Below are 23,230 nucleotides of genomic sequence, written 5' to 3' on the forward strand. Positions count from 1 at the left end.
ATGCCGCGCAGTCTCAAGAAGGGCCCCTTCATCGACGGCCACCTTCTCAAGAAGGTGGACGCGCAGAACGAGGCGGGTACCCAGAACGTCATCAAGACCTGGTCCCGTCGCTCCGTGATCTTCCCGGCCATGCTCGGCCACACGATCGCGGTTCACGATGGTCGCAAGCACGTCCCGGTGTTCGTCACCGAGTCGATGGTCGGCCACAAGCTGGGCGAGTTCGCTCCGACCCGCACGTTCCGCGGCCACGTCAAGGACGACCGCAAGTCGAAGCGTCGCTAGTCGCCTGAGCTTCACCGCCAGACCGACTCAATGACTTACTCCATTAAGGGGACAACCATGGAAGCCAGGGCCCAGGCGCGGTACATCCGCGTCACGCCCATGAAGGCCCGCCGCGTGGTGGACCTCATCCGTGGCCTGCCGGCCACGGAGGCCCAGGCCGTCCTGCGTTTCGCTCCGCAGGCCGCCACCGTGCCGGTGGGCAAGGTGCTCGACAGCGCCATTGCCAACGCCGCGCACAACTACAACCACTCCAACGTGGACGACCTCGTCATCAGCGAGGCGTACGTTGACGAGGGTCCGACCCTGAAGCGGTTCCGTCCGCGTGCCCAGGGCCGCGCCTACCGGATCCGCAAGCGGACCAGCCACATCACCGTGGTCGTCAGCAGCAAGGAAGGGACCCGGTAATGGGCCAGAAGGTTAACCCGCACGGGTTCCGCCTCGGCATCAGCACGGACTTCAAGTCCCGCTGGTACGCCGACAAGCTGTACAAGGACTACGTCAAGGAAGACGTTGCCATTCGTCGCATGATGACGAAGGGCATGGAGCGCGCCGGCATCTCCAAGGTCGAGATCGAGCGCACCCGCGACCGCGTCCGCGTCGACATCCACACCGCCCGCCCCGGCATCGTCATCGGTCGCCGTGGCACCGAGGCCGACCGCATCCGCGGCGACCTCGAGAAGCTGACCGGCAAGCAGGTCCAGCTGAACATCCTCGAGGTCAAGAACCCCGAGCTGGACGCCCAGCTCGTGGCTCAGGGCGTCGCGGAGCAGCTGTCCTCCCGCGTCTCCTTCCGTCGTGCCATGCGCAAGTCGATGCAGGGCACCATGAAGTCCGGCGCCAAGGGCATCAAGGTCCAGTGCTCCGGTCGTCTCGGCGGCGCCGAGATGAGCCGTTCGGAGTTCTACCGCGAGGGTCGTGTGCCGCTGCACACCCTTCGTGCGAACGTCGACTACGGCTTCTTCGAGGCCAAGACCACCTTCGGCCGCATCGGCGTGAAGGTCTGGATCTACAAGGGCGACGTCAAGAACATCGCCGAGGTCCGCGCTGAGAACGCCGCTGCCCGCTCGGGCAACCGCCCGGCCCGTCCCGAGGGTGGTCGTCCCGCCCGCGGTGGCGAGCGCCGTGGTGGCGAGCGTGGTGGCCGCGGCCGTCGCCCCGCCGCTTCCGAGGCCCCCGCGGCCCCGGTCGCCGAGGCTCCGGCTGCCGAGAACACCGGAACGGAGGCCTGACCGTCATGCTGATCCCCCGTCGGGTCAAGCACCGTAAGCAGCACCACCCGAAGCGCCGCGGCGCTTCGAAGGGTGGCACCGAGCTCGCGTTCGGCGAGTACGGCATCCAGGCCGTCACCCCGGCCTACGTGACGAACCGGCAGATCGAGTCCGCTCGTATCGCCGTCACCCGTCACATCAAGCGTGGCGGCAAGGTCTGGATCAACATCTACCCGGACCGTCCGCTCACCAAGAAGCCGGCCGAGACCCGCATGGGTTCCGGTAAGGGTTCGCCCGAGTGGTGGATCGCGAACGTGCACCCGGGTCGGGTCATGTTCGAGCTGTCGTACCCCAACGAGAAGGTGGCTCGTGAGGCGCTGACCCGCGCAGCTCACAAGCTCCCGATGAAGTGCCGGATCATCCGGCGCGAGGCAGGTGAGAGCTGATGTCGGCCGGCACCAAGGCTGCTGAGCTTCGCGAGCTGGACAACGAGGGTCTCGTTGCCAAGCTCCGTGAGGCCAAGGAGGAGCTGTTCAACCTCCGCTTCCAGGCGGCGACCGGGCAGCTCGACAACCACGGACGGCTCAAGCTCGTCCGTAAGGACATCGCGCGGATCTACACCCTGATGCGCGAGCGCGAGCTGGGCATCGAGACGGTGGAGAGCGCCTGATGACTGAGAACACCAACGAGACGCGCGGTTTCCGCAAGACCCGTGAGGGTCTCGTCGTCAGCGACAAGATGGACAAGACCGTCGTCGTCGCCGTCGAGGACCGCGTCAAGCACGCTCTGTACGGCAAGGTCATCCGCCGTACGAACAAGCTGAAGGCGCACGACGAGGCGAACGCCTGCGGCATCGGCGACCGGGTCCTCCTCGCGGAGACCCGCCCGCTGTCCGCGACGAAGCGCTGGCGCGTCGTCGAGATCCTCGAGAAGGCCAAGTAACGAAGTTGATGCGGTACGGCCGTATGTGCACCAGGTCCCTCGCGGGCGCTGGTGTGAGCAGCGGCCGGCCCGTCAGCTCTCGTTGACGATCAGGAGAAAGCTGTGATCCAGCAGGAGTCGCGACTGCGAGTCGCCGACAACACGGGCGCGAAGGAAATCCTTTGCATCCGCGTTCTCGGTGGTTCCGGTCGCCGCTACGCCGGCATCGGGGACGTCATCGTCGCGACCGTCAAGGACGCGATCCCCGGCGGTTCGGTCAAGAAGGGTGACGTCGTCAAGTGCGTCGTCGTCCGCACCGTGAAGTCGCGCCGTCGTCCCGACGGTTCGTACATCCGGTTCGACGAGAACGCCGCTGTCGTCCTCAAGAACACCGATGGCGACCCCCGCGGTACCCGCATCTTCGGCCCGGTGGGCCGCGAGCTGCGTGACAAGAAGTTCATGAAGATCATCTCGCTTGCGCCGGAGGTGCTCTAACTCATGGCGAACAGCATGAAGATCAAGAAGGGTGACCTGGTCCAGGTCATCACCGGCAAGGACCGCGGCAAGCAGGGCAAGGTCATTCAGGCCATGCCCGCCGAGAACAAGGTCCTGGTCGAGGGTGTCAACCGGGTCAAGAAGCACACCAAGCCGGGCCCGGGCACTCAGGGTGGCATCGTCACCGTCGAGGCCCCGGTGCACGTCTCCAACGTCCAGCTGGTCGTGGAGAAGGACGGCAAGAAGGTCGTCACCCGCGTTGGCTACCGCTTCGACGACGAGGGCAACAAGATCCGCGTTGCCAAGCGAACCGGTGAGGACATCTGATGTCTGAGACGACTGTTGAGAAGGTGACCCCCCGTCTCAAGGAGCGTTACAACTCCGAGATCAAGGGTCAGCTGCAGGAGCAGTTCTCGTACGAGAACGTCATGCTGACGCCCGGCCTGGTCAAGGTCGTCGTCAACATGGGTGTCGGCGAGGCCGCCCGTGACAGCAAGCTGATCGAGGGCGCGATCCGCGACCTCACCGCGATCACCGGCCAGAAGCCGGCTGTGACCAAGGCTCGCAAGTCCATCGCGCAGTTCAAGCTGCGTGAGGGCCAGCCGATCGGCACCCACGTCACCCTCCGTGGTGACCGCATGTGGGAGTTCCTGGACCGTCTGGTTTCGCTGGCCCTGCCGCGAATCCGTGACTTCCGCGGCCTCTCGCCGAAGCAGTTCGACGGCCGTGGCAACTACACCTTCGGTCTGACCGAGCAGGTTATGTTCCACGAGATCGACCAGGACAAGGTCGACCGTCAGCGCGGTATGGACATCACCGTCGTGACCACCGCTCAGACCGACGACGAGGGCCGGGCGCTCCTGCGTGCTCTGGGCTTCCCGTTCAAGGAGGCGTGAGCCAATGGCGAAGAAGTCCCTCATCGCGAAGGCCGAGCGGAAGCCGAAGTTCGGCGTCCGGGCCTACACCCGGTGCCAGCGCTGCGGTCGTCCGCACTCGGTGTACCGCAAGTTCGGCCTCTGCCGTGTCTGCCTCCGTGAGATGGCGCACCGCGGCGAGCTGCCGGGCGTGACCAAGAGCTCCTGGTAGTCCTCTCCCGCAGAGGTCAGCCAGGTGCCCTGGGCACCCAGCGAAGCAGAGGTGCCCGATCCCACACCGGCCTGTTTTGGGCCTGCCGTACGGAGTCCCGTAAGGTAGTGGGGTCGGGCCCCCTGCCACGGCTTCCCCATGGATGCCCGTGGCCCTCTTGCGAGAGGGCTCGCACCCAGTCTTACGACGTCGCAGGTCCCCTGCGCTTGTGCCCCTGACGAACTCGGAAGAGTCCGGCAGGGGGACCTGGCGCGGAGAAACCGCGGCGAGAGAGGCCTGAGGCCATCATGACCATGACCGACCCCATCGCAGACATGCTCACGCGTCTGCGTAACGCGAACTCGGCGTACCACGACTCCGTGGCGATGCCGGCCAGCAAGATCAAGGCGCACGTCGCCGAGATCCTGCAGCAGGAGGGGTACATCTCCTCCTACAAGGTTGAGGAGCCGGTTGAGGGCGAGGTCGGCAAGAAGCTGACCATCGAGCTCAAGTTCGGCCCCAACCGTGAGCGCTCCATTGCCGGCATCAAGCGCATCAGCAAGCCGGGTCTGCGCGTTTACGCAAAGTCCACCAACCTGCCGAAGGTTCTCGGCGGCCTGGGCGTGGCGATCATCTCCACGTCCTCCGGCCTCCTGACCGACAAGCAGGCCGCCAAGAAGGGCGTAGGCGGAGAAGTTCTCGCCTACGTCTGGTAATTCGGGAAACGGAGGTACAGCAATGTCGCGCATTGGACGGCTGCCCATCCAGGTCCCCGCTGGCGTGGACGTCACCATCGATGGCCAGACGGTCTCGGTGAAGGGTCCGAAGGGCTCCCTCACCCACGTCGTCGCCGCGCCGATCGAGATCGGCAAGGGCGAGGACGGCATTCTGGCTGTCACCCGCCCCAACGACGAGCGTCAGTCGAAGGCCCTGCACGGCCTGACCCGCACGCTGGTGGCGAACATGATCACCGGTGTGACCGCGGGCTACCGCAAGTCGCTGGAGATCAGCGGTGTCGGCTACCGAGTCCTGGCGAAGGGCTCCGACATGGAGTTCCAGCTGGGCTACAGCCACCCGATCCTCGTCGAGGCCCCCGAGGGCATCTCCTTCGTCGTCGAGTCGGCCACCAAGTTCCACGTGGACGGCATCGACAAGCAGAAGGTCGGCGAGGTCGCCGCGAAGATCCGCAAGCTGCGCAAGCCCGACCCGTACAAGGCCAAGGGTGTCAAGTACGCGGGCGAGGTTATCCGCCGCAAGGTCGGAAAGAGTGGTAAGTAAGCGATGAGTGTCTCTGTCAAGATCGGCAAGGGCAACGCCTACAAGAGCGCCGCTCGCAAGCGCCGCGCGATCCGCGTTCGCAAGCGCGTCGTCGGCAACGAGGTGCGTCCGCGCCTCGTCGTGACGCGCTCGAACCGTCACATGGTCGCCCAGGTCATCGACGACGCCAAGGGTCACACCCTGGCGTCGGCGTCCACCCTCGACGTGTCCATCAAGGGCGCCGAGGGCGACAAGACCGAGCTGGCCAAGAAGGTCGGGAGCCTGGTCGCCGAGCGCGCCAAGGCTGCCGGCATCGAGTCGGTCGTCTTCGACCGCGCGGGCAACCGGTACGCCGGCCGCATCGCCGCCCTGGCGGACGCGGCCCGCGAGGCCGGGCTCGACTTCTAAGCCGCTCGTCGACTCTGTCGGCGGACGTAATCGAGAGAGGTAATTCCAATGGCTGGACCCCAGCGCCGCGGTAGCGGCGCCGGCGGCGGCACCGGTGGCGAGCGGCGCGACCGTAAGCGTGACGACCGGGGCAACGCCCCCGCCGTCGAGAAGACCGCTTACGTCGAGCGCGTCGTCGCGATCAACCGTGTCGCCAAGGTTGTCAAGGGTGGTCGTCGTTTCTCCTTCACCGCGCTGGTCGTGGTGGGCGATGGCGATGGCACCGTGGGTGTCGGTTACGGGAAGGCGAAGGAGGTTCCGGCCGCCATCGCCAAGGGTGTTGAGGAGGCCAAGAAGAACTTCTTCAAGGTCCCCCGTATCCAGGGCACCATCCCCCACCCGATCCAGGGTGAGAAGGCCGCCGGCGTCGTGCTCCTGAAGCCCGCCGCCCCGGGTACCGGTGTTATCGCCGGTGGTCCGGTGCGCGCCGTCCTGGAGTGCGCCGGCATCCACGACATCCTGTCGAAGTCGCTCGGCTCGGACAACGCGATCAACATCGTGCACGCCACCGTGGCCGCTCTGAAGGGCCTCGTGCGCCCCGAGGAGATCGCCGCCCGTCGTGGTCTGCCGCTGGAGGACGTGGCCCCCGCCGCTCTGCTGCGGGCGCGTGCTGCTGGGGTGAGCGCCTGATGGCTCGCCTCAAGATCACGCAGACCAAGTCGTACATCGGCAGCAAGCAGAATCACCGTGACACCCTGCGTTCGCTCGGTCTCAAGCGCATGCACGACGTCGTGGTGAAGGAGGACCGTCCCGAGATCCGTGGGATGGCCCAGACCGTTCGTCACCTCGTGACGGTTGAGGAGGTGGACTGATCATGGGCGAGAACCCGATCAAGATCCACAACCTGCGTCCCGCCCCGGGTGCCAAGACCGACAAGATCCGTGTGGGTCGTGGCGAGGCGTCCAAGGGTAAGACCGCTGGTCGTGGTACCAAGGGCACCAAGGCCCGCTACCAGGTTCCGCAGCGCTTCGAGGGTGGCCAGATGCCGCTCCACATGCGCCTGCCGAAGCTGAAGGGCTTCAAGAACCCGTTCAAGATCACGTTCCAGGTCGTCAACCTCGACAAGCTGGCCGAGCTCTACCCGCAGGGTGGTTCGGTCACGGTCGAGGACCTGGTCGCCAAGGGCGCGGTTCGCAAGAACTCCCTCGTCAAGGTGCTCGGCACCGGCGAGATCTCGGTTGCCCTGCAGGTGACGGTCGACGCCGTCTCCGGCTCCGCCACCGAGAAGATCGTCGCCGCCGGCGGCACCGTCACCGAGCTCGTCTGAGCCCGCTGACTTCGTGAGCCCCGCGCTTCCCGTTCCGGGAGGCGCGGGGCTCACGCCTTTTCCGGACTTTCCCCGCCCCGGGCGCGGTCCGGATCGCGGTGAACGGGCTGTCGTTCTTTTGTGTGGCAAAACCGGGCATCCCGTACCCCATGAGTGGGGGAGAGGCCGTACGCGCTTCTTTCGAGTGGCCGCGCACTGTTAGAGTCCGTGGAGTTCCCTTGTAGGCTGCGCGCAGGCTCGCCTGTGCCGTCTGTACGGGGCCCGAACCGCAAACTCCCCATTCCAGGACCGACCCTCCCGCCGACGACGTGCGGGAGGCGCAGGAGGCACCGTGCTCAGTGCGTTCGCGCGGGCGTTCCAGACGCCCGACCTGCGCAAGAAGCTGCTGTTCACGCTGGGCATCATGGTGCTGTTCCGGCTGGGCTCGCACGTTCCCGTACCCGGGGTCGACTTCGAGGCGGTTCACGCCTGCATCAAGGAGACCAAGAACAACGGGCTCTTCGGCCTGGTGAACCTGTTCTCCGGCGGCGCTCTGCTCCAGTTGACGATCTTCGCCCTCGGCATCATGCCGTACATCACGGCGAGCATCATCCTCCAGCTCCTCACCGTCGTGATCCCACGACTCGAGGCGCTGAAGAAGGAGGGGCAGGCCGGCCAGGCGAAGATCACCCAGTACACCCGCTACCTCACCATCGCGCTGGCGGTGCTCCAGGGCACCGGGATCGTGGCGACCGCGTCCAGCGGCGCCCTCTTCTCCGGGTGCGTCTACGCCAACCAGATCGTCCCGGACACCGGGGTCTTCCGGATCGCCGTGATGGTCCTGACCATGACCGCCGGCACCACGGTGATCATGTGGCTCGGTGAGCTCATCACCGACCGGGGCATCGGCAACGGCATGTCGCTGCTGATCTTCACCTCGATCGCCGCGCAGTTCCCCACCTCGATGTGGGCGATCAAGCAGTCCGGCACCATCGGCGGCGGCTGGGTCGAGTTCCTCTCGGTCATCGCGATCGGCGTCATCGTTGTGATGCTCGTCATCTTCGTCGAGCAGGCGCAGCGCCGGATCCCGGTCCAGTACGCGAAGCGGATGATCGGCCGTCGGGCCTTCGGCGGAACGTCGACCTACATCCCGCTCAAGGTGAACCAGGCCGGTGTCATCCCGGTCATCTTCGCCTCGTCGCTGCTGTACATCCCCGCCCTGGTGGTCCAGCTGACCAACAGCCAGTCGAGCTGGGCGGTCTGGGTCACCAAGCACTTCGTCCGCGGCGACCACCCGGTCTACATGGCCACGTACTTCCTGCTGATCGTCTTCTTCGCCTTCTTCTACGTCGCCATCTCCTTCAACCCCGAAGAAGTTGCCGACAACATGAAGAAGTATGGTGGGTTCATCCCGGGTATCCGGGCCGGCCGCCCGACGGCCGAGTACCTGAACTACGTGCTCACCCGCATCACGTGGCCGGGTTCGCTCTACCTGGGCCTGATCGCGTTGATCCCGATGATCGCCCTGGTCGCCTTCGGACAGCAGACCAACTTCCCGTTCGGCGGCACCAGCGTGCTCATCGTCGTCGGCGTCGGACTCGAAACTGTGAAGCAGATCGAGAGCCAGCTCCAGCAGCGCAATTACGAAGGGTTCCTCCGCTGATGCGTATCGTCCTCGTCGGACCCCCCGGGGCCGGGAAGGGTACTCAGGCGCACCTGCTCGCCAAGACCCTGTCCATTCCCCACATCTCGACCGGCGACCTGTTCCGCGCGAACATCGGCCAGGGCACCCCGCTGGGTGTCGAGGCCAAGAGCTACATGGACGCGGGCCGCCTGGTGCCCGACGAGGTCACCATCGGGATGGCCAAGGACCGCATGCTCCAGGAGGATGCCGCCAACGGCTTCCTGCTGGACGGTTTCCCGCGCAACCTGGGCCAGGCGGAGGCGCTGGACGTCTTCCTCGCCGAGCAGGGCATCGCGCTGGACGGCGTGCTGGACCTGGAGGTCCCCGAGGACGAGGTCGTCCGCCGGATCGCCGGCCGCCGGCTGTGCCGCAACGACGGCGGCCACGTCTTCCACGCGGTCTACAACCCGCCGAAGACCGAGGGCGTCTGCGACGAGTGCGGCGGCGAGCTGTACCAGCGTTCGGACGACACCGAGGAAGCGGTGCGGACCCGGCTGGAGGTCTACCACACGGAGACCGAGCCGATCATCGACTACTACCGCCAGCAGGGTCTGATCGCCACGATCCCCGCGCTCGGCAAGGTGGACGAGGTCACCGCCCGCGCGATCGAGGCGCTGAAGCAGAACAGCTGAGTTTTTTCAGCGACGTACGTACGGCCGCGCTGCCCGCCCATGGGCAGCGCGGCCGTACGGCGTCGTACGGTGGAACGAGTGCACGGCCGCCGGCAAGGACCGCGCGGGAACCCAAGGAAGGCGTGACCCAGATGGTGGAGATCAAGACCCCCGACCAGATCGCGAAGATGCGAGCGGCCGGGCTGGTCGTCGCCGAGGCGCTCAAGGCGTGCCGCGAGGCGGTCGCCCCGGGAATCACCACCCAGGAGCTCAACGACATCGCGGACAAGGTCATCACCGACCACGGTGCGACCTCGAACTTCCGGGCGGACCACGGCGGCCTGTGGTTCCCGGGCGTCATCTGCGCCTCGGTGAACAACGAGGTCGTGCACGGCATCCCCGGCGACCGGGTGCTCCAGGAGGGCGACCTCATCTCGATCGACTGCGGCGCGATCCTGGACGGCTGGCACGGTGACGCGGCGATCTCGGTCGCGGTCGGCGAGGTGAGCCCGGAGGTGGAGATGCTGAGCCGGGTCACCGAGGGCTCGATGTGGGCGGGCATCGCCCAGATGCGCAAGGGCAACCGCCTGGTCGACGTCTCCAAGGCGATCGAGGGCTTCATCCGCCGCCAGCCGCTGCCCCCCAAGGGCAAGTGGGGCATCACCGAGGGCTACGGCGGCCACGGCATCGGCACCGCGATGCACATGGAGCCGCACGTGCTGAACTACGTCGAGCGCGGCCGGGGCAAGGGCATGAAGCTGGTCCCCGGCACCGTGCTGGCGATCGAGCCGATGGTCTCGCTGGGCACCCCGCACACCTCGGTGCTGGAGGACGACTGGACCGTGGTCACCAACGACGGCACCTGGGCCTCGCACTGGGAGCACTCGGTGGCGGTCACCGAGGAGGGCCCGCTGGTGCTCACCGCCTTCGACGGCGGCAAGGAGATGCTGGCCAGGCTGGGTGTCACGGCCGCTCCGGACCCGCTCGGCGCGTAGCCGACCGGGCCGGCCACCGGCCCGGCGAAGGATGCGGAGCCCTGGAGGTTTGGACCTCCAGGGCTTTTGTCCTATTTTTATGCGCTGGCAGTGGGTTCGAGCGAGGAGAGTGCAGTGTTCAAGGGATTCCGCGACTTCATGATGCGCGGCAACGTCGTCGACATGGCGGTCGGTGTGGTCATCGGTGCCGCGTTCACCGGGGTGGTGACCGGCTTCGTGTCCGCGTTCCTCACCCCGCTGGTGGGTGTGGTGGTCGGCGCCGCCGGCGACTTCGGCTCGTACAAGGCCACCATCGCCGGGGTGACCTTCCCGTACGGGCAGTTCCTCAATGTGCTGATCGCGTTCTTCATGACCGCCGCGGTGCTCTACTTCTGCGTGGTCCTGCCGGTGACCAAGGCGACCGCCCGGTACATGCCGAAGAAGCCGAAGACCCCGAAGCGCCCCTGCCCGGAGTGCCTGACCGAGATCCCCGAGGCCGCCCGCCGCTGCTCCGCCTGCACCGCCCACGTCGAGCCGCTGGCCGTCCCGGTCGTTCCGGTCGCCGCGACCGGCCGCTGACCGGGCCCCGTTTTGGTGCATCCCTCGTGCTGGCGTAGGATGGACCGTCGGCTCACTCGTAGCGTGCTCCAGCACGCCCTCTTCCCCCTCGTCGGGGTCGGGGTGGACCCAGGTTCGCACGAGCGTGCCGCATACGGTAGCCGGTCCCGGAAGGTGGATCTCGCAGTTCATGGCTAAGAAGCAAGGCGCCATTGAGATCGAGGGCACCGTGATCGAGTCTCTTCCGAACGCGATGTTCAAGGTCGAGCTGCAGAACGGTCACAAGGTCCTCGCGCACATCAGTGGCAAGATGCGCATGCACTACATCCGCATCCTGCCGGACGACCGGGTCGTGGTGGAGCTCAGCCCCTACGACCTGACGCGTGGCCGGATCGTCTACCGCTACAAGTAAGAACGCCAGATCTAGACCCGGAGAACCTGAAGCATGAAGGTCAAGCCGAGCGTCAAGAAGATCTGCGACAAGTGCAAGGTGATCCGCCGTCACGGCCGGGTCATGGTGATCTGCGACAACCTGCGCCACAAGCAGCGCCAGGGCTGATCTCTTTCCCGCATTTCTCGTAGTACTTCGCGCGACGCGAAAAACGTCATAAGCGGGCCACCCGATCCGTCCAGGACGGACTGCCGCCCCCGGTCAGAGGCCGGGGCTCCCTCACCGTGAGGTGTCGGAGTAGGTGGCTCGCCAGACCTCTGAAGAAACACAGGAGCCTTGAATGGCACGCCTCGCCGGCGTTGATCTCCCCCGTGAGAAGCGGATCGAGATCGCCCTTACGTACGTGTACGGCATCGGCCGTACCCGCGCCCAGCAGACCCTCGCCGAGACCGGTGTCAGCCCCGATGTCCGCGTTCGCGACATCGCCGAGGACGACCTGGTCAAGCTGAGCCAGTACATCGACGCCAACTTCACGGTCGAGGGTGACCTCCGCCGCGAGGTGGCCGCCGACATCCGCCGCAAGGTCGAGATCGGCTGCTACGAGGGTCTGCGTCACCGCCGCGGCCTGCCGGTCCGCGGTCAGCGCACCCACACCAACGCGCGTACCCGCAAGGGCCCGCGTCGCGCGATCGCCGGTAAGAAGAAGCCGGGCAAGAAGTAGTCCGTCCCGTAACCGGACATCCCTCCGGCCCGCGGGTCAGCGGACCGACCACCTCAGTAGGAGAACAGACTTATGCCCCCCAAGGGTCGTCAGGCTGCCGGCGCGAAGAAGATCCGCCGCAAGGAAAAGAAGAACGTCGCTCACGGCCACGCGCACATCAAGAGCACGTTCAACAACACCATCGTTTCGATCACCGACCCGTCGGGCAACGTGATCTCCTGGGCCTCCGCCGGCCACGTCGGCTTCAAGGGCTCGCGCAAGTCCACCCCGTTCGCCGCGCAGATGGCCGCCGAGGCCGCTGCCCGTCGCGCGCAGGAGCACGGCATGCGCAAGGTTGACGTCTTCGTGAAGGGTCCGGGCTCCGGCCGCGAGACCGCGATCCGTTCGCTCCAGGCCACCGGCCTGGAGGTCGGCTCGATCCAGGACGTCACCCCCACCCCGCACAACGGCTGCCGCCCGCCGAAGCGCCGCCGCGTCTGACGCAGCGCCTTCGGGCTCGCAGTACCTGTTTCAAACCTCGTACGGGGTCCCGTTTCCGACGGGACCCCGTACGCTGGTTCTGTTCGGCATCAAATAGTGGGTGCCGAAGATCAATGGAGGATCTGACACCATGCTGATCGCTCAGCGCCCCTCGCTGACCGAAGAGGTCGTCGACGAGTTCCGCTCGCGGTTCGTGATCGAGCCGCTCGAGCCGGGCTTCGGCTACACCCTCGGCAACTCCCTGCGCCGCACGCTCCTCTCCTCGATCCCGGGTGCCGCTGTCACCAGCATCCGCGTCGACGGTGTCCTGCACGAGTTCACCACCGTGCCGGGCGTCAAGGAGGACGTCACCGACCTCATCCTCAACATCAAGCAGCTGGTCGTCTCCTCGGAGCACGACGAGCCGGTCGTGATGTACCTGCGCAAGCAGGGCCCGGGTGTCGTCACCGCCGCCGACATCGCCCCGCCGGCCGGTGTCGAGGTGCACAACCCCGAGCTGATCCTCGCCACCCTGAACGGCAAGGGCAAGCTGGAGATGGAGCTGACCGTCGAGCGCGGTCGCGGCTACGTCTCGGCCGTCCAGAACAAGGCCTCCGGCCAGGAGATCGGCCGCATCCCGGTCGACTCGATCTACAGCCCCGTGCTGAAGGTCACCTACAAGGTCGAGGCGACCCGTGTCGAGCAGCGGACCGACTTCGACAAGCTGATCGTCGACGTCGAGACCAAGCCCGCTATGCGTCCGCGCGACGCCATGGCCTCGGCCGGCAAGACCCTGGTGGAGCTGTTCGGTCTCGCCCGCGAGCTGAACATCGACGCCGAGGGCATCGACATGGGCCCGTCCCCGACGGACGCCGCCCTGGCCGCCGACCTGGCGCTGCCGATCGAGGAGCTGGAGCTCACCGTTCGGTCGTACAACTGCCTCAAGCGCGAGGGCATCCACACCGTGGGTGAGCTCGTCGCCCGCTCCGAGGCCGACCTGCTCGACATCCGCAACTTCGGTGCGAAGTCGATCGACGAGGTCAAGGCGAAGCTGGCCGGCATGGGCCTGGCGCTCAAGGACAGCCCGCCCGGGTTCGACCCGACCGCCGCCGCCGACGCCTTCGGCGCCGACGACCTGGACGACGCGGGTTACGCGGAGACCGAGCAGTACTGAGAGACTTGACCGCGGGGGCGGTTCCCCGGAACCGCCCCCGTCGTCGTGAAAGTCGTGCGGGCACAGTGTCCGTACGCCCGCTGCGGTACCTGGTACGGCCGCAGTCGGAGATTCGAGGAGTAATTCCATGCCGCGTCCCACCAAGGGTGCCCGCCTCGGCGGCGGCCCGCACCACGAGCCGCTGCTGCTCGCCGGTCTGTGCCGTGAGCTGTTCCAGTACGGCCGCATCACCACGACCGAGGCCAAGGCCCGTCGGATGCGCCCGCTGGCGGAGAAGCTGATCACCAAGGCGAAGAAGGGCGACATCCACAACCGTCGCCTGGTGCGCAAGACCATCACCGACATCTCGGTGCTGCACACCCTCTTCACCGAGATCGCGCCGCGCTACGAGAACCGCCCGGGTGGCTACACCCGTATCACCAAGATCGGTCCCCGTCGTGGCGACAACGCCCCGATGGCCGTGATCGAGCTGGTCGAGGCGCTGACCGTCGCGCAGAACGCCGTCGGCGAGGCCGAGGCCGCCACCAAGCGCGCCGTCAAGGAGGCCGACGAGGCCAAGGTCGAGGCCCCCAAGGCCGACGAGGCCGAGGCCGCCGAGCAGGCCTGACACCCACCAGGTGTGTTGCGGGCCCGCTTCCCCATCCGTGGGGAAGCGGGCCCGTTCCTCTTTGTCCAGGGAGTGGAGAGCAGTGGTCAACGATTGCGCCGAGCGGCCGCCGGTGAAGGACGGGCCGGCCGACGGGTACGTCCGGGTCCGGCTGGACCTCGCCTACCACGGCGCCGAGTTCTCCGGCTGGGCCCGGCAGAAGGGCGGCCGGCGGACGGTCCAGGAGGAGATCGAGACCGCGCTGCAGATCGTCACCCGCAGCCAGGAGCTCCACCCGCTCACCGTGGCCGGCCGCACCGACGCCGGTGTGCACGCCCGGGGCCAGGTCGCCCACGTCGACCTGCCGGCCGAGCTGTGGGAGGCGCACCGGGAGAAGCTGATGCGCCGGCTGGCCGGGCGGCTGCCCGGTGACGTCCGGATCTACCGGGTGGGCGAGGCCCCGGCCGGCTTCGACGCCCGCTTCTCGGCGATCTGGCGCCGCTACGCCTACCGGGTCGCCGACCACCCCGGCGGGGTCGACCCGCTGCTGCGCGGCCATGTGCTCTGGCACGACCGCCCGCTCGACCTGGACCGGATGAACGCCGCCGCCCGGCTGCTGCTGGGCGAGCACGACTTCGCGGCGTACTGCAAGAAGCGCGAGGGCGCGACCACCATCCGCACCCTGCTGGAGCTGCGCTGGGACCGGGTCCCGGTGGACGGCTACGCGTCCCAGGAGGGCTCGCTCGCGGTCGCCACCGTGCGGGCCGACGCCTTCTGCCACAACATGGTGCGCGCCCTGGTCGGCGCCATGCTGCTGGTCGGCGACGGCCACCGGCCGGTGGAGTTCCCCGGCGAGGTGCTGGCCGGCGGTGTGCGCAACTCCGCCGTCAACGTGATCCGGCCGTACGGACTGACCCTGGAGGAGGTCGGCTACCCGGCCGACGAGCAGCTCGCCGAGCGCAACCGCGCCGCCCGCCGGATGCGCACCCTCCCCGGCACCCCCACCGCCCCGTCAGGCCCCGACGCCACCTAATCCATTTGGGTCCGGGGCGGCGGCTTGGGACAATCTCCCCCATGGGACACGTCGAGATTTCGCACCTGGAGTACTACCTGCCGGACGGGCGGGTGCTGTTCGACGACGCGTCCTTCCGGGTGGGGGAGGGCGCGGCCGTCGCGCTGGTCGGCGCCAACGGCGCGGGCAAGACCACGCTGCTGCGCATGATCGCGGGCGACCTCCAGCCGCACGGCGGCTCGGTGACGATCAGCGGCGGGCTCGGCGTGATGCGCCAGTTCGTCGGCACCACCGGCCGCGAGGAGCAGAAGAAGGCCGGTGACGAACAGGAGGGCCCGGGCGCGCTGCCCGCCGACGCCTCGGTCCGCGACCTGCTGGTCTCCGTCGCCCCCGCGCGGATCGCCAAGGCCGCCCGCGCGGTCGACGCCGCCGAGCTGGCGATGATCGCCCAGGACGACGAGAAGACGCAGATGGCCTATGCCCAGGCGCTCTCCGACTGGGCCGACGTCGGCGGCTACGACTACGAGACCGACTGGGACGTCTGCACCACGGCGGCCCTCGGGGTGTCCTTCGACAAGGCCCAGTGGCGCGGCCTGAACACGCTCTCCGGCGGCGAGCAGAAGCGGCTCGTCCTGGAGGCGCTGCTGCGCGGCCCGGAGGAGGTACTGCTGCTCGACGAGCCGGACAACTACCTGGACGTCCCGGGCAAGCGCTGGCTGGAGGAGGCCATCAGGGCCACCCCGAAGACCGTGCTGTTCATCTCCCACGACCGCGAGCTGCTGTCCCGCACCGCCGAGAAGATCATCAGCGTCGAGTCCGGCGCGGCCGGCTCCAGCGTCTGGGTGCACGGCGGCGGGTTCGACTCCTTCCACGAGGCCCGCAAGGCCCGCTTCGAGCGCTTCGAGGAGCTGCGCCGTCGCTGGGACGAGGAGCACGCCAAGCTCAAGAAGCTCGTCGTCAACCTGCGCCAGGCCGCCTCGATCAGCCATGACATGGCCTCCCGCTACTCGGCCGCGCAGACCAGGCTGAAGAAGTTCGAGGACGCCGGCCCGCCCGAGGCCCCGCCGCGCGAGCAGAGCATCACCATGCGGCTCAAGGGCGGGCGCACCGGAGTGCGCGCCTTCACCATGGAGCAGCTGGAGCTCACCGGCCTGATGAAGCCCTTCGACCTGGAGGTCTTCTACGGCGAGCGGGTCGGGGTGCTGGGGTCCAACGGCTCCGGCAAGTCGCACTTCCTGCGGCTGCTGGCCGGCGACGACACGGTGGCCCACACCGGGGCCTGGAAGCTCGGCGCCCGGGTGGTGCCCGGCCACTTCCGGCAGACCCACGCGCACCCCGAGCTGCTCGGCCGCACCGTCCGCTCGATCGTCGAGGAGGAGCACGCGCTCGGCCGCGGCGCCGCGATGGGCGTGCTGCGCCGGTACGAGCTGGACCGGCAGGAGGAGCAGAAGTTCGAGTCGCTCTCCGGCGGCCAGCAGGCCCGGCTGATGATCCTCAAGCTGGAGCTGTCCGGCGTCACCGCGCTGCTGCTCGACGAGCCGACCGACAACCTGGACCTGGAGAGCGCCGAGGCGCTGCAGGCCGGGCTGGAGGCCTTCGACGGCACTGTGCTGTGCGTCACCCACGACCGGTGGTTCGCCCGGACCTTCGACCGTTTCCTGGTTTTCGGCGCCGACGGCCGGGTCTACGAGTCCCCGGAGCCGGTCTGGGACGTCAGCCGGGTCGAGCGGGACCGCTGATCAGGGGCCCGGGAGACCGTTCCGGCGGGGAGGATTTTGACCGTCCCCGTCCGGCCCGGTAGCCTGGGCGCTTGATGTGCGTATTGGCTCGCTCTATCTCACGTGAGAGGTCGGTACGCCGGAGACACCAGGTCGACGACCAGCGGCTCCCCCTTGAATTGCGTCCAAGGCGGCCAGGCTGATCCCTCCTCCGGGTACTCCTGTCAGGACTCACTCACTGAAAAGCGAAGGCATACGACCGTGCGTACGTACAGCCCCAAGCCCGGCGACGTCCAGCGTCAGTGGCACGTCATCGACGCGACCGACGTCGTGCTCGGCCGTCTGGCCTCCCAGGCCGCCAACCTCCTCCGGGGTAAGCACAAGGCGATCTACGCGCCGCACGTTGACACTGGTGACTTCGTCATCATCATCAACGCCGACAAGGTGCACCTGTCCGGTAACAAGAAGACCCAGAAGCTGGCCTACCGCCACTCGGGCTTCCCGGGCGGTCTGCGTTCGGTGCGCTACGACGACCTGCTGGCGAACAACCCGGAGAAGGCCGTCGAGAAGGCCATCAAGGGCATGATCCCCAAGAACACCCTGGGCCGTCAGATGCTCTCCAAGCTGAAGGTCTACTCGGGCGACCAGCACCCGCACGCTGCGCAGCAGCCGGTGCCGTTCGAGATCACCCAGGTCGCGCAGTAATTCCGGCCACCAAGCCCCCCATCACTGAAAAGAGCTGAGGAACACCGTGGCCGAGACCACCGAAACCCTTGAGGTCGAGTTCGACGAGACTGTCGTCGAGGGCGAGTTCACCTCCGAGGAGTACACCTCCGAGTCCCTGGCCGGCCGCTTCGGCGAGGCCGTCCCCGGCGCCGGCCTCGGCCGTCGCAAGGAGGCGATCGCCCGCGTGCGCATCGTCCCGGGCACCGGGCAGTGGAAGATCAACGGTCGCACCCTGGAGAACTACTTCCCCAACAAGGTGCACCAGCAGACCGTGAACGAGCCCTTCAAGCTCCTCGAGCTGGACGGCCGTTACGACGTTGTCGCCCGCATCTCCGGCGGCGGCGTCTCCGGTCAGGCCTACGCGCTGCGCCTCGGCGTCGCCCGTGCCCTGAACGAGGCCGACGTGGACAACAACCGCGCCGCGCTGAAGAAGGCCGGCTTCCTGATGCGTGACGCGCGTGCCGTCGAGCGCAAGAAGGCCGGTCTCAAGAAGGCCCGCAAGGCGCCGCAGTACAGCAAGCGCTAATTGCGCCCCCGGGGGTGCGTACCGCCCTGGTGGTGCACGCCCCCGGATGCGCTCCATACGCCCCGGAGTACCCCGTGTACTCCGGGGCGTCGTGCTCCCCGGCCATTGTGCGGAGGCCGGGGATTCGATCGGATTCACTGCAAGGCATTGCGGCGATGTGAGGACGGGACAATGGGACGACTCTTCGGTACGGACGGTGTGCGCGGTGTGGCCAACCAGGGGCTGACGGCTGAGCTGGCGCTCGGCCTGTCGGTCGCGGCGGCGCACGTGCTCGGCGAGGCGGGAGCCTTCGACGGCCACCGGCCGGTCGCGGTCGTCGGCCGTGACCCGCGTGCCTCGGGCGAGTTCCTGGAGGCCGCGGTCATCGCGGGCCTCGCGAGCGCCGGCGTCGACGTACTGCGGGTCGGAGTGCTCCCCACCCCGGCGGTGGCCTACCTCACCGGCGCGCTCGGCGCCGACTTCGGCGTGATGCTGTCCGCCAGCCACAACGCCATGCCGGACAACGGCATCAAGTTCCTCGCCCGCGGCGGCCACAAGCTGGACGACCGCATCGAGGACGCCATCGAGGCCCACTTCCACAAGCACGCGGCGGGCGGTGAGGACTGGAACCGTCCGACCGGCGCCGCCGTCGGCCGGGTCCGCGAGTACACCGAGGGCTTCGACAAGTACGTCGCCCACCTCATCGGCGTGCTGCCCAACCGCCTGGACGGCATCCGGGTCGTCATCGACGGCGCGCACGGCGCGGCCGCGTACGTCGCCCCCGAGGCCTTCGCCCGGGCCGGCGCCGAGGTCGTGCACACCCTGGGCGCCGAGCCCACCGGCCTCAACATCAACGACGGTGTCGGCTCCACCCACCTGGACCGGCTGCGCACCGTCATGCGCGAGCACTCGGCGGACCTCGGGATCGCCCTGGACGGCGACGCCGACCGCTGCCTGGCCGCCGACGCGGCCGGCGACGAGGTCGACGGCGACCAGATCATCGCGATCCTGGCCGTCGCCATGAAGGAGGCCGGCACGCTGCGCCGCAACACCGCGGTCGCCACCGTGATGTCCAACCTGGGCTTCAAGCTGGCGATGGAGCGCGAGGGCATCGACCTGGTCGAGACCTCGGTCGGCGACCGGTACGTGCTGGAGGCGATGAAGGAGCACGGCTTCGCGCTGGGCGGCGAGCAGTCCGGCCACGTCATCCTGCTGGACCACGCGACCACCGGCGACGGGACCCTGACCGGTCTGATGCTCGGCGCCCGGCTGGCCGCCACCAAGCAGCCGCTGGCGGACCTGGCCGCCGTGATGACCCGCCTGCCGCAGGTGCTGATCAACGTCAAGGGCGTCGACAAGAGCCGGGTCGGGACCAGCGAGGAGCTGGCCGCCGCGGTGGCCGCCGCCGAGGCCGAGCTGGGTGCCACCGGCCGGGTGCTGCTGCGTCCGTCGGGCACCGAGCCGCTGGTCCGGGTGATGGTCGAGGCCGCCGACGAGGCGCAGGCGCAGTCCGTCGCCGAGACGCTCGCCGAGGCGGTGCGCAGCTCGCTGAGCTGACGGCCCCGGAGAACACGCCGGAAGGCCCCCGCCGCGGACGATCGCGGCGGGGGCCTTCGGCGTTTCCCTCAGAGCTTGCGCAGCAGCGCCCGGCGGACCTTGTGGTCCGAGCCCTTCTGCAGGACCAGGGTGGCCCGGCCGCGGGTGGGCCGCACGTTCTCCAGCAGGTTCGGACGGTTGATGGTGCGCCAGACCTGGCGGCCGTACTCCATCGCCTCCTCCTCCGGTACCTCGGTGAAGCGGCGGAAGTAGGAGCTCGGGTCCTGGAAGGCGGTCTGCCGCAGCTTGCGGAACCGGTCCAGGTACCAGCTCTCGATGTCGTCGGTGCGGGCGTCGACGTAGATCGAGAAGTCGAAGTAGTCGGCCACCGCGAGGCGGGTGCGGCCGTCGCTGCCGGGCAGGGCCGGCTGGAGCACGTTCAGGCCCTCGACGATGAGGATGTCCGGGCGCTCCACGGTGAGCCGCTCGTCGGGCACGATGTCGTACACGAGGTGCGAGTAGACCGGGGCGGTGACCCGCTCCTTGCCGGCCTTCACATCCGCGACGAAGCGGGTCAGCGCCCGGCGGTCGTACGACTCGGGGAAGCCCTTGCGGGCCATCAGGCCGCGCCGGCGCAGCTCGGCGTTGGGCAGCAGGAAGCCGTCGGTGGTGACCAGCTCGACCCGGGGGTGCTCCGGCCAGCGGGCCAGCAGCGCCTGGAGCAGTCGGGCGGTGGTGGACTTGCCGACCGCGACCGAGCCGGCCACCCCGATGATGAACGGGGTGCGGGTGCGTTCGGTGTCCGGGGTGTCCAGGAAGGTGCCCAGTGCGCCGCGCAGGTCGTGCGTGGCGTGGATGTAGAGGTTCAGCAGCCGGGACAGCGGCAGATAGACGTCCCGGACCTCGTCGAGGTCGAGTGCGGTGCCGAGACCCCGCAGCCGTTCCACCTCCTCCGCGGTCAGTGGCAGCGGCGTACGCTCGCGCAGCGCGCTCCACTCGGCCCGGCTGAGGTCCACGTAGGGGGACGGCGAGGGGCCGGGCGTGATGTCGCCCCGCGTACAGAGTTCGGTCAGCACATGCTCCATTGTGGGCCGTAGCGCCGTTCGTGGCGGCTGTGGTGTCGGTCACGGCCTGTGGGCGAACCGTGCGAATGGGGCGTCCGAAGCGCCCTTATGCTGGCACGCATGTGCGGAATTGTTGGATACGTGGGCTCCCAGCCCGCCCTTGATGTTGTAATCGCAGGCCTGCAGCGACTGGAGTACCGGGGTTACGACTCCGCCGGTGTCGCCGTGCAGGTGCAGGGCTCCGACGGGCAGTGGAGCCTCGCCACCGACAAGCGGGCCGGCAAGCTCGCGAACCTGGAGAAGTCGCTCGCCGAGACCCCTCTTCCCGGCGGCACCACCGGCATCGGCCACACCCGTTGGGCCACCCACGGCGGGCCGACGGACGCCAATGCCCACCCCCACCTGGACGACGCGGCCAAGGTCGCGGTGGTCCACAACGGCATCATCGAGAACTTCGCCCAGCTCCGGGCCGAGCTGGCCGAGCGCGGCCACACCCTGCGTTCGGAGACGGACACCGAGGTCGTCGCGCACCTGCTCGGCGAGCTGTACGAGGGCGACCTCGCGGAGGCCATGCGCGCCGTCTGCCGCCGGCTGGAGGGCGCCTTCACCCTCGTCGCCGTGCACGCCGACGCCCCGGACGTGGTGGTCGGCGCCCGTCGCAACTCGCCGCTGGTGGTCGGGCGCGGCGAGGGCGAGAACTTCCTCGCCTCCGACGTGTCCGCGTTCATCGCGCACACCCGCGAGGCGATCGAGCTGGGCCAGGACCAGGTCGTCGAGCTGCGCCGCGAGGGCGTCACGGTGACCAACTTCGACGGCACCCCGGCCGACGTGACCGAGTACCACGTCGACTGGGACGCCTCGGCCGCCGAGAAGGGCGGCTACGACTACTTCATGCTCAAGGAGATCGCCGAGCAGCCGAAGGCCGTCGCCGACACCCTCCTGGGCCGGATCGGCACCGACGGCCGGCTCACCCTCGACGAGCTGCGGATGTCGGACGCCGACCTGCGCGCGGTCGACAAGGTCGTCATCGTCGCCTGCGGCACCGCCTTCCACGCGGGCATGATCGCCAAGTACGCGATCGAGCACTGGACCCGGATCCCGTGCGAGGTCGAGGTCGCCTCGGAGTTCCGCTACCGCGACCCGATCATGGGCCCGGGCACGCTGGTCATCGCCATCTCGCAGTCCGGCGAGACCATGGACACCCTGATGGCGCTGCGCCACGCGCGCGAGCAGGGCGCCAAGGTGCTGGCGATCTGCAACACCAACGGCTCGACCATCCCGCGCGAGTCGGACGCGGTGCTGTACACCCACGCCGGCCCCGAGGTGGCGGTCGCCTCGACCAAGGCGTTCCTGACCCAGCTGGTCGCCTGCTACCTGGTCGCGCTGTACCTGGGCCAGGTGCGCGGCACCAAGTGGGGCGACGAGATCCTCGCCGTCATCAAGGAGCTCGGCGACGCGCCGAAGCAGGTCGAGCAGGTCCTGGAGACCATGGAGCCGGTGCGCGAGCTGGCCCGCTCCCTCGCCGACGCCAAGTCGGTGCTGTTCCTCGGCCGGCACGTGGGCTTCCCGGTCGCCCTGGAGGGCGCGCTCAAGCTCAAGGAGCTCGCCTACATGCACGCCGAGGGCTTCGCCGCCGGTGAGCTGAAGCACGGCCCGATCGCGCTGATCGAGGAGGGTCTGCCGGTGGTGGTCGTCGTGCCGTCGCCGCGCGGCCGGTCGATCCTGCACGACAAGATCGTCTCCAACATCCAGGAGATCCGGGCCCGCGGTGCGCGGACCATCGTGATCGCGGAGGAGGGCGACGAGGCGGTCGTCCCGTACGCGGACCACCTGATCCGCATCCCGGTCACGCCGGTGCTGCTGCAGCCGCTGGTCGCCACCGTGCCGCTGCAGGTCTTCGCCTGCGAGCTGGCCACGGCCAAGGGCCACGAGGTCGACCAGCCCCGCAACCTGGCGAAGTCGGTCACCGTCGAGTAGTCCGACCCCGCTCCGTCCCGGGGCCCCTGCGGTGGCTGCGTCCTACCGCAGGGGCCCTGTGTCGAGCGTGAAGGAGAACGGGGCGGGCAGGTCCAGGGGCTTGCCGAACTCGACCTTGGTCGTGGTGATGTAGTCGCCGTCATCGGGCTGGGTGAACAGGGTGACGGTGCCCGCGTCGCGGTCGACCAGCAGGTAGCAGGGGATCCCGGCGGCGGCGTAGCCCTCGCGCTTGGGCCCGCGGTCCTTGAACGGATTCGTCGACGTCACCTCGAAGACCAACAGGACTCCGCTCGGGTCGGCCCAGGACTCGGCGTTCTCGAAATGGCCGACCGGACTCACGGTGCCGTCCGGGATGAAGCGGCCCTTGGGCGTGATCAGCCCCTTGGCGCCGGCCAGGTCGAACTCCGTTTCGGCCTTCCGCATGAACTGCCTGTTCAACAGCGAGAACGCGGTCTCGTGGGACCCGTCCGGTGGCGGCGTCACGACGATCTCCCCTTCGATGAATTCGGCCTTGCTGCCCAGCGGGGTGTCCAGCTCCAGAAACGCCTGGAGGAGGCTGCCCTCGCTCAGCGGGTGCTCGACTGCCGGCATGGCGACCATGGCCCTTCTCCCT

Annotated in this window: 34 protein-coding genes; 32 read left to right on the forward strand and 2 right to left on the reverse strand. The window is 68.4% G+C overall.

Features of this window, described 5'->3' with window-relative positions; all coding sequences use genetic code 11:
* The 31 genes from rpsS (at position 1) to glmM (ending at position 19,597) form a co-directional block, all read left to right on the forward strand.
* Complete coding sequence (rpsS, locus tag ADK60_RS25450; RefSeq protein WP_030055821.1) at positions 1-282, forward strand: 30S ribosomal protein S19; 282 nt, start codon at positions 1-3, stop codon at positions 280-282.
* A gap of 57 nt (positions 283-339) precedes the next feature.
* On the forward strand, positions 340-687 hold the full coding sequence (gene rplV, locus ADK60_RS25455; protein WP_030055822.1) for a 50S ribosomal protein L22: 348 nt from the start codon (positions 340-342) through the stop codon (positions 685-687).
* Complete coding sequence (gene rpsC, locus ADK60_RS25460) at positions 687-1,511, forward strand: 30S ribosomal protein S3 (RefSeq protein ID WP_030393298.1); 825 nt, start codon at positions 687-689, stop codon at positions 1,509-1,511. The genes rplV and rpsC overlap by 1 nt, the downstream gene beginning before the upstream one ends.
* Before the next feature lie 5 nt (positions 1,512-1,516).
* Complete coding sequence (rplP, locus tag ADK60_RS25465) at positions 1,517-1,936, forward strand: 50S ribosomal protein L16 (protein WP_030393299.1); 420 nt, start codon at positions 1,517-1,519, stop codon at positions 1,934-1,936.
* Positions 1,936-2,160, forward strand: a complete 225-nt coding sequence (rpmC, locus tag ADK60_RS25470; protein WP_030393300.1) for a 50S ribosomal protein L29 — start codon at positions 1,936-1,938, stop codon at positions 2,158-2,160. The genes rplP and rpmC overlap by 1 nt, the downstream gene beginning before the upstream one ends.
* Positions 2,160-2,432 (forward strand): 30S ribosomal protein S17, encoded by a 273-nt coding sequence (rpsQ, locus tag ADK60_RS25475; RefSeq protein ID WP_030055826.1) that lies wholly within the window; start codon positions 2,160-2,162, stop codon positions 2,430-2,432. Before rpmC ends, rpsQ begins: the two co-directional genes overlap by 1 nt.
* Positions 2,433-2,534: 102 nt before the next feature.
* A complete protein-coding gene (gene rplN / locus ADK60_RS25480) occupies positions 2,535-2,906 on the forward strand; it encodes a 50S ribosomal protein L14 (RefSeq protein WP_030393301.1) in 372 nt (123 codons plus the stop codon).
* A 15-nt stretch (positions 2,907-2,921) separates the two neighbouring features.
* Positions 2,922-3,233 (forward strand): 50S ribosomal protein L24, encoded by a 312-nt coding sequence (rplX, locus tag ADK60_RS25485; RefSeq protein WP_030055828.1) that lies wholly within the window; start codon positions 2,922-2,924, stop codon positions 3,231-3,233.
* Positions 3,233-3,802 carry a 50S ribosomal protein L5 gene (gene rplE / locus ADK60_RS25490; RefSeq protein ID WP_030393302.1) on the forward strand — a complete coding sequence of 190 codons (570 nt, stop codon included), beginning with the start codon at positions 3,233-3,235 and terminating at the stop codon, positions 3,800-3,802. The genes rplX and rplE overlap by 1 nt, the downstream gene beginning before the upstream one ends.
* A gap of 4 nt (positions 3,803-3,806) precedes the next feature.
* Complete coding sequence (locus ADK60_RS25495; RefSeq protein ID WP_030393303.1) at positions 3,807-3,992, forward strand: type Z 30S ribosomal protein S14; 186 nt, start codon at positions 3,807-3,809, stop codon at positions 3,990-3,992.
* A gap of 287 nt (positions 3,993-4,279) precedes the next feature.
* Positions 4,280-4,687, forward strand: coding sequence for a 30S ribosomal protein S8 (gene rpsH, locus ADK60_RS25500; protein WP_030055831.1), 408 nt, complete (start codon positions 4,280-4,282; stop codon positions 4,685-4,687).
* Between the two features lie 22 nt (positions 4,688-4,709).
* A complete protein-coding gene (gene rplF, locus ADK60_RS25505) occupies positions 4,710-5,249 on the forward strand; it encodes a 50S ribosomal protein L6 (protein WP_030393304.1) in 540 nt (179 codons plus the stop codon).
* 3 nt (positions 5,250-5,252) lie between these two features.
* Positions 5,253-5,636, forward strand: coding sequence for a 50S ribosomal protein L18 (rplR, locus tag ADK60_RS25510; RefSeq protein ID WP_030393305.1), 384 nt, complete (start codon positions 5,253-5,255; stop codon positions 5,634-5,636).
* 48 nt (positions 5,637-5,684) lie between these two features.
* The gene (rpsE, locus tag ADK60_RS25515) at positions 5,685-6,305 is read left to right on the forward strand and encodes a 30S ribosomal protein S5 (protein WP_030393306.1); all 621 of its coding nucleotides are present in this window, start codon (positions 5,685-5,687) and stop codon (positions 6,303-6,305) included.
* Entirely contained in the window at positions 6,305-6,487 is a 183-nt protein-coding gene (gene rpmD, locus ADK60_RS25520) for a 50S ribosomal protein L30 (protein ID WP_030251557.1), read from the forward strand. The genes rpsE and rpmD overlap by 1 nt, the downstream gene beginning before the upstream one ends.
* Positions 6,488-6,489: 2 nt before the next feature.
* Positions 6,490-6,942, forward strand: a complete 453-nt coding sequence (rplO, locus tag ADK60_RS25525; RefSeq protein ID WP_030393307.1) for a 50S ribosomal protein L15 — start codon at positions 6,490-6,492, stop codon at positions 6,940-6,942.
* A 331-nt stretch (positions 6,943-7,273) separates the two neighbouring features.
* On the forward strand, positions 7,274-8,584 hold the full coding sequence (secY, locus tag ADK60_RS25530; protein WP_045937809.1) for a preprotein translocase subunit SecY: 1,311 nt from the start codon (positions 7,274-7,276) through the stop codon (positions 8,582-8,584).
* Positions 8,584-9,237 (forward strand): adenylate kinase, encoded by a 654-nt coding sequence (locus ADK60_RS25535; protein WP_045937808.1) that lies wholly within the window; start codon positions 8,584-8,586, stop codon positions 9,235-9,237. The genes secY and ADK60_RS25535 overlap by 1 nt, the downstream gene beginning before the upstream one ends.
* Positions 9,238-9,368: 131 nt before the next feature.
* The gene (map, locus tag ADK60_RS25540; RefSeq protein WP_045937832.1) at positions 9,369-10,211 is read left to right on the forward strand and encodes a type I methionyl aminopeptidase; all 843 of its coding nucleotides are present in this window, start codon (positions 9,369-9,371) and stop codon (positions 10,209-10,211) included.
* A 114-nt stretch (positions 10,212-10,325) separates the two neighbouring features.
* Positions 10,326-10,769, forward strand: a complete 444-nt coding sequence (gene mscL / locus ADK60_RS25545) for a large conductance mechanosensitive channel protein MscL (protein ID WP_079008679.1) — start codon at positions 10,326-10,328, stop codon at positions 10,767-10,769.
* Positions 10,770-10,938: 169 nt separating this feature from the next.
* The gene (infA, locus tag ADK60_RS25550; protein ID WP_003956442.1) at positions 10,939-11,160 is read left to right on the forward strand and encodes a translation initiation factor IF-1; all 222 of its coding nucleotides are present in this window, start codon (positions 10,939-10,941) and stop codon (positions 11,158-11,160) included.
* A 33-nt stretch (positions 11,161-11,193) separates the two neighbouring features.
* Entirely contained in the window at positions 11,194-11,307 is a 114-nt protein-coding gene (rpmJ, locus tag ADK60_RS25555; RefSeq protein ID WP_003956441.1) for a 50S ribosomal protein L36, read from the forward strand.
* Positions 11,308-11,479: 172 nt separating this feature from the next.
* A complete protein-coding gene (gene rpsM, locus ADK60_RS25560) occupies positions 11,480-11,860 on the forward strand; it encodes a 30S ribosomal protein S13 (RefSeq protein ID WP_030393312.1) in 381 nt (126 codons plus the stop codon).
* A gap of 72 nt (positions 11,861-11,932) precedes the next feature.
* Positions 11,933-12,340: a 30S ribosomal protein S11 gene (gene rpsK, locus ADK60_RS25565; protein WP_014136257.1), complete on the forward strand. Its 408-nt coding sequence runs from the start codon at positions 11,933-11,935 to the stop codon at positions 12,338-12,340.
* Between the two features lie 130 nt (positions 12,341-12,470).
* Positions 12,471-13,493: a DNA-directed RNA polymerase subunit alpha gene (locus ADK60_RS25570; RefSeq protein ID WP_030393313.1), complete on the forward strand. Its 1,023-nt coding sequence runs from the start codon at positions 12,471-12,473 to the stop codon at positions 13,491-13,493.
* A 127-nt stretch (positions 13,494-13,620) separates the two neighbouring features.
* Positions 13,621-14,100 carry a 50S ribosomal protein L17 gene (gene rplQ / locus ADK60_RS25575; RefSeq protein ID WP_045937807.1) on the forward strand — a complete coding sequence of 160 codons (480 nt, stop codon included), beginning with the start codon at positions 13,621-13,623 and terminating at the stop codon, positions 14,098-14,100.
* Positions 14,101-14,182: 82 nt separating this feature from the next.
* Positions 14,183-15,112, forward strand: coding sequence for a tRNA pseudouridine(38-40) synthase TruA (gene truA / locus ADK60_RS25580; protein ID WP_053649115.1), 930 nt, complete (start codon positions 14,183-14,185; stop codon positions 15,110-15,112).
* A 41-nt stretch (positions 15,113-15,153) separates the two neighbouring features.
* Positions 15,154-16,830 (forward strand): ABC-F family ATP-binding cassette domain-containing protein, encoded by a 1,677-nt coding sequence (locus tag ADK60_RS25585; RefSeq protein ID WP_053649117.1) that lies wholly within the window; start codon positions 15,154-15,156, stop codon positions 16,828-16,830.
* Between the two features lie 240 nt (positions 16,831-17,070).
* On the forward strand, positions 17,071-17,514 hold the full coding sequence (gene rplM, locus ADK60_RS25590) for a 50S ribosomal protein L13 (protein WP_030393317.1): 444 nt from the start codon (positions 17,071-17,073) through the stop codon (positions 17,512-17,514).
* 46 nt (positions 17,515-17,560) lie between these two features.
* Positions 17,561-18,061, forward strand: coding sequence for a 30S ribosomal protein S9 (rpsI, locus tag ADK60_RS25595; protein WP_030393318.1), 501 nt, complete (start codon positions 17,561-17,563; stop codon positions 18,059-18,061).
* A gap of 171 nt (positions 18,062-18,232) precedes the next feature.
* The gene (glmM, locus tag ADK60_RS25600) at positions 18,233-19,597 is read left to right on the forward strand and encodes a phosphoglucosamine mutase (RefSeq protein WP_045937804.1); all 1,365 of its coding nucleotides are present in this window, start codon (positions 18,233-18,235) and stop codon (positions 19,595-19,597) included.
* A 68-nt stretch (positions 19,598-19,665) separates the two neighbouring features.
* Here the strand turns inward: glmM and coaA are convergent, their stop codons facing one another.
* Positions 19,666-20,661: a type I pantothenate kinase gene (coaA, locus tag ADK60_RS25605; protein ID WP_045937803.1), complete on the reverse strand. Its 996-nt coding sequence runs from the start codon at positions 20,659-20,661 to the stop codon at positions 19,666-19,668.
* A 99-nt stretch (positions 20,662-20,760) separates the two neighbouring features.
* Between coaA and glmS the strand changes: the two genes are divergently transcribed.
* Positions 20,761-22,617, forward strand: coding sequence for a glutamine--fructose-6-phosphate transaminase (isomerizing) (gene glmS / locus ADK60_RS25610; RefSeq protein ID WP_078896134.1), 1,857 nt, complete (start codon positions 20,761-20,763; stop codon positions 22,615-22,617).
* A gap of 42 nt (positions 22,618-22,659) precedes the next feature.
* Here the strand turns inward: glmS and ADK60_RS25615 are convergent, their stop codons facing one another.
* Positions 22,660-23,217: a Uma2 family endonuclease gene (locus ADK60_RS25615; RefSeq protein ID WP_502687456.1), complete on the reverse strand. Its 558-nt coding sequence runs from the start codon at positions 23,215-23,217 to the stop codon at positions 22,660-22,662.
* Positions 23,218-23,230: the final 13 nt, after the last annotated feature.

The sequence above is a fragment of the Streptomyces sp. XY431 genome, assembly GCF_001279805.1.
Classification (GTDB): Bacteria; Actinomycetota; Actinomycetes; order Streptomycetales; family Streptomycetaceae; genus Kitasatospora; species Kitasatospora purpeofusca.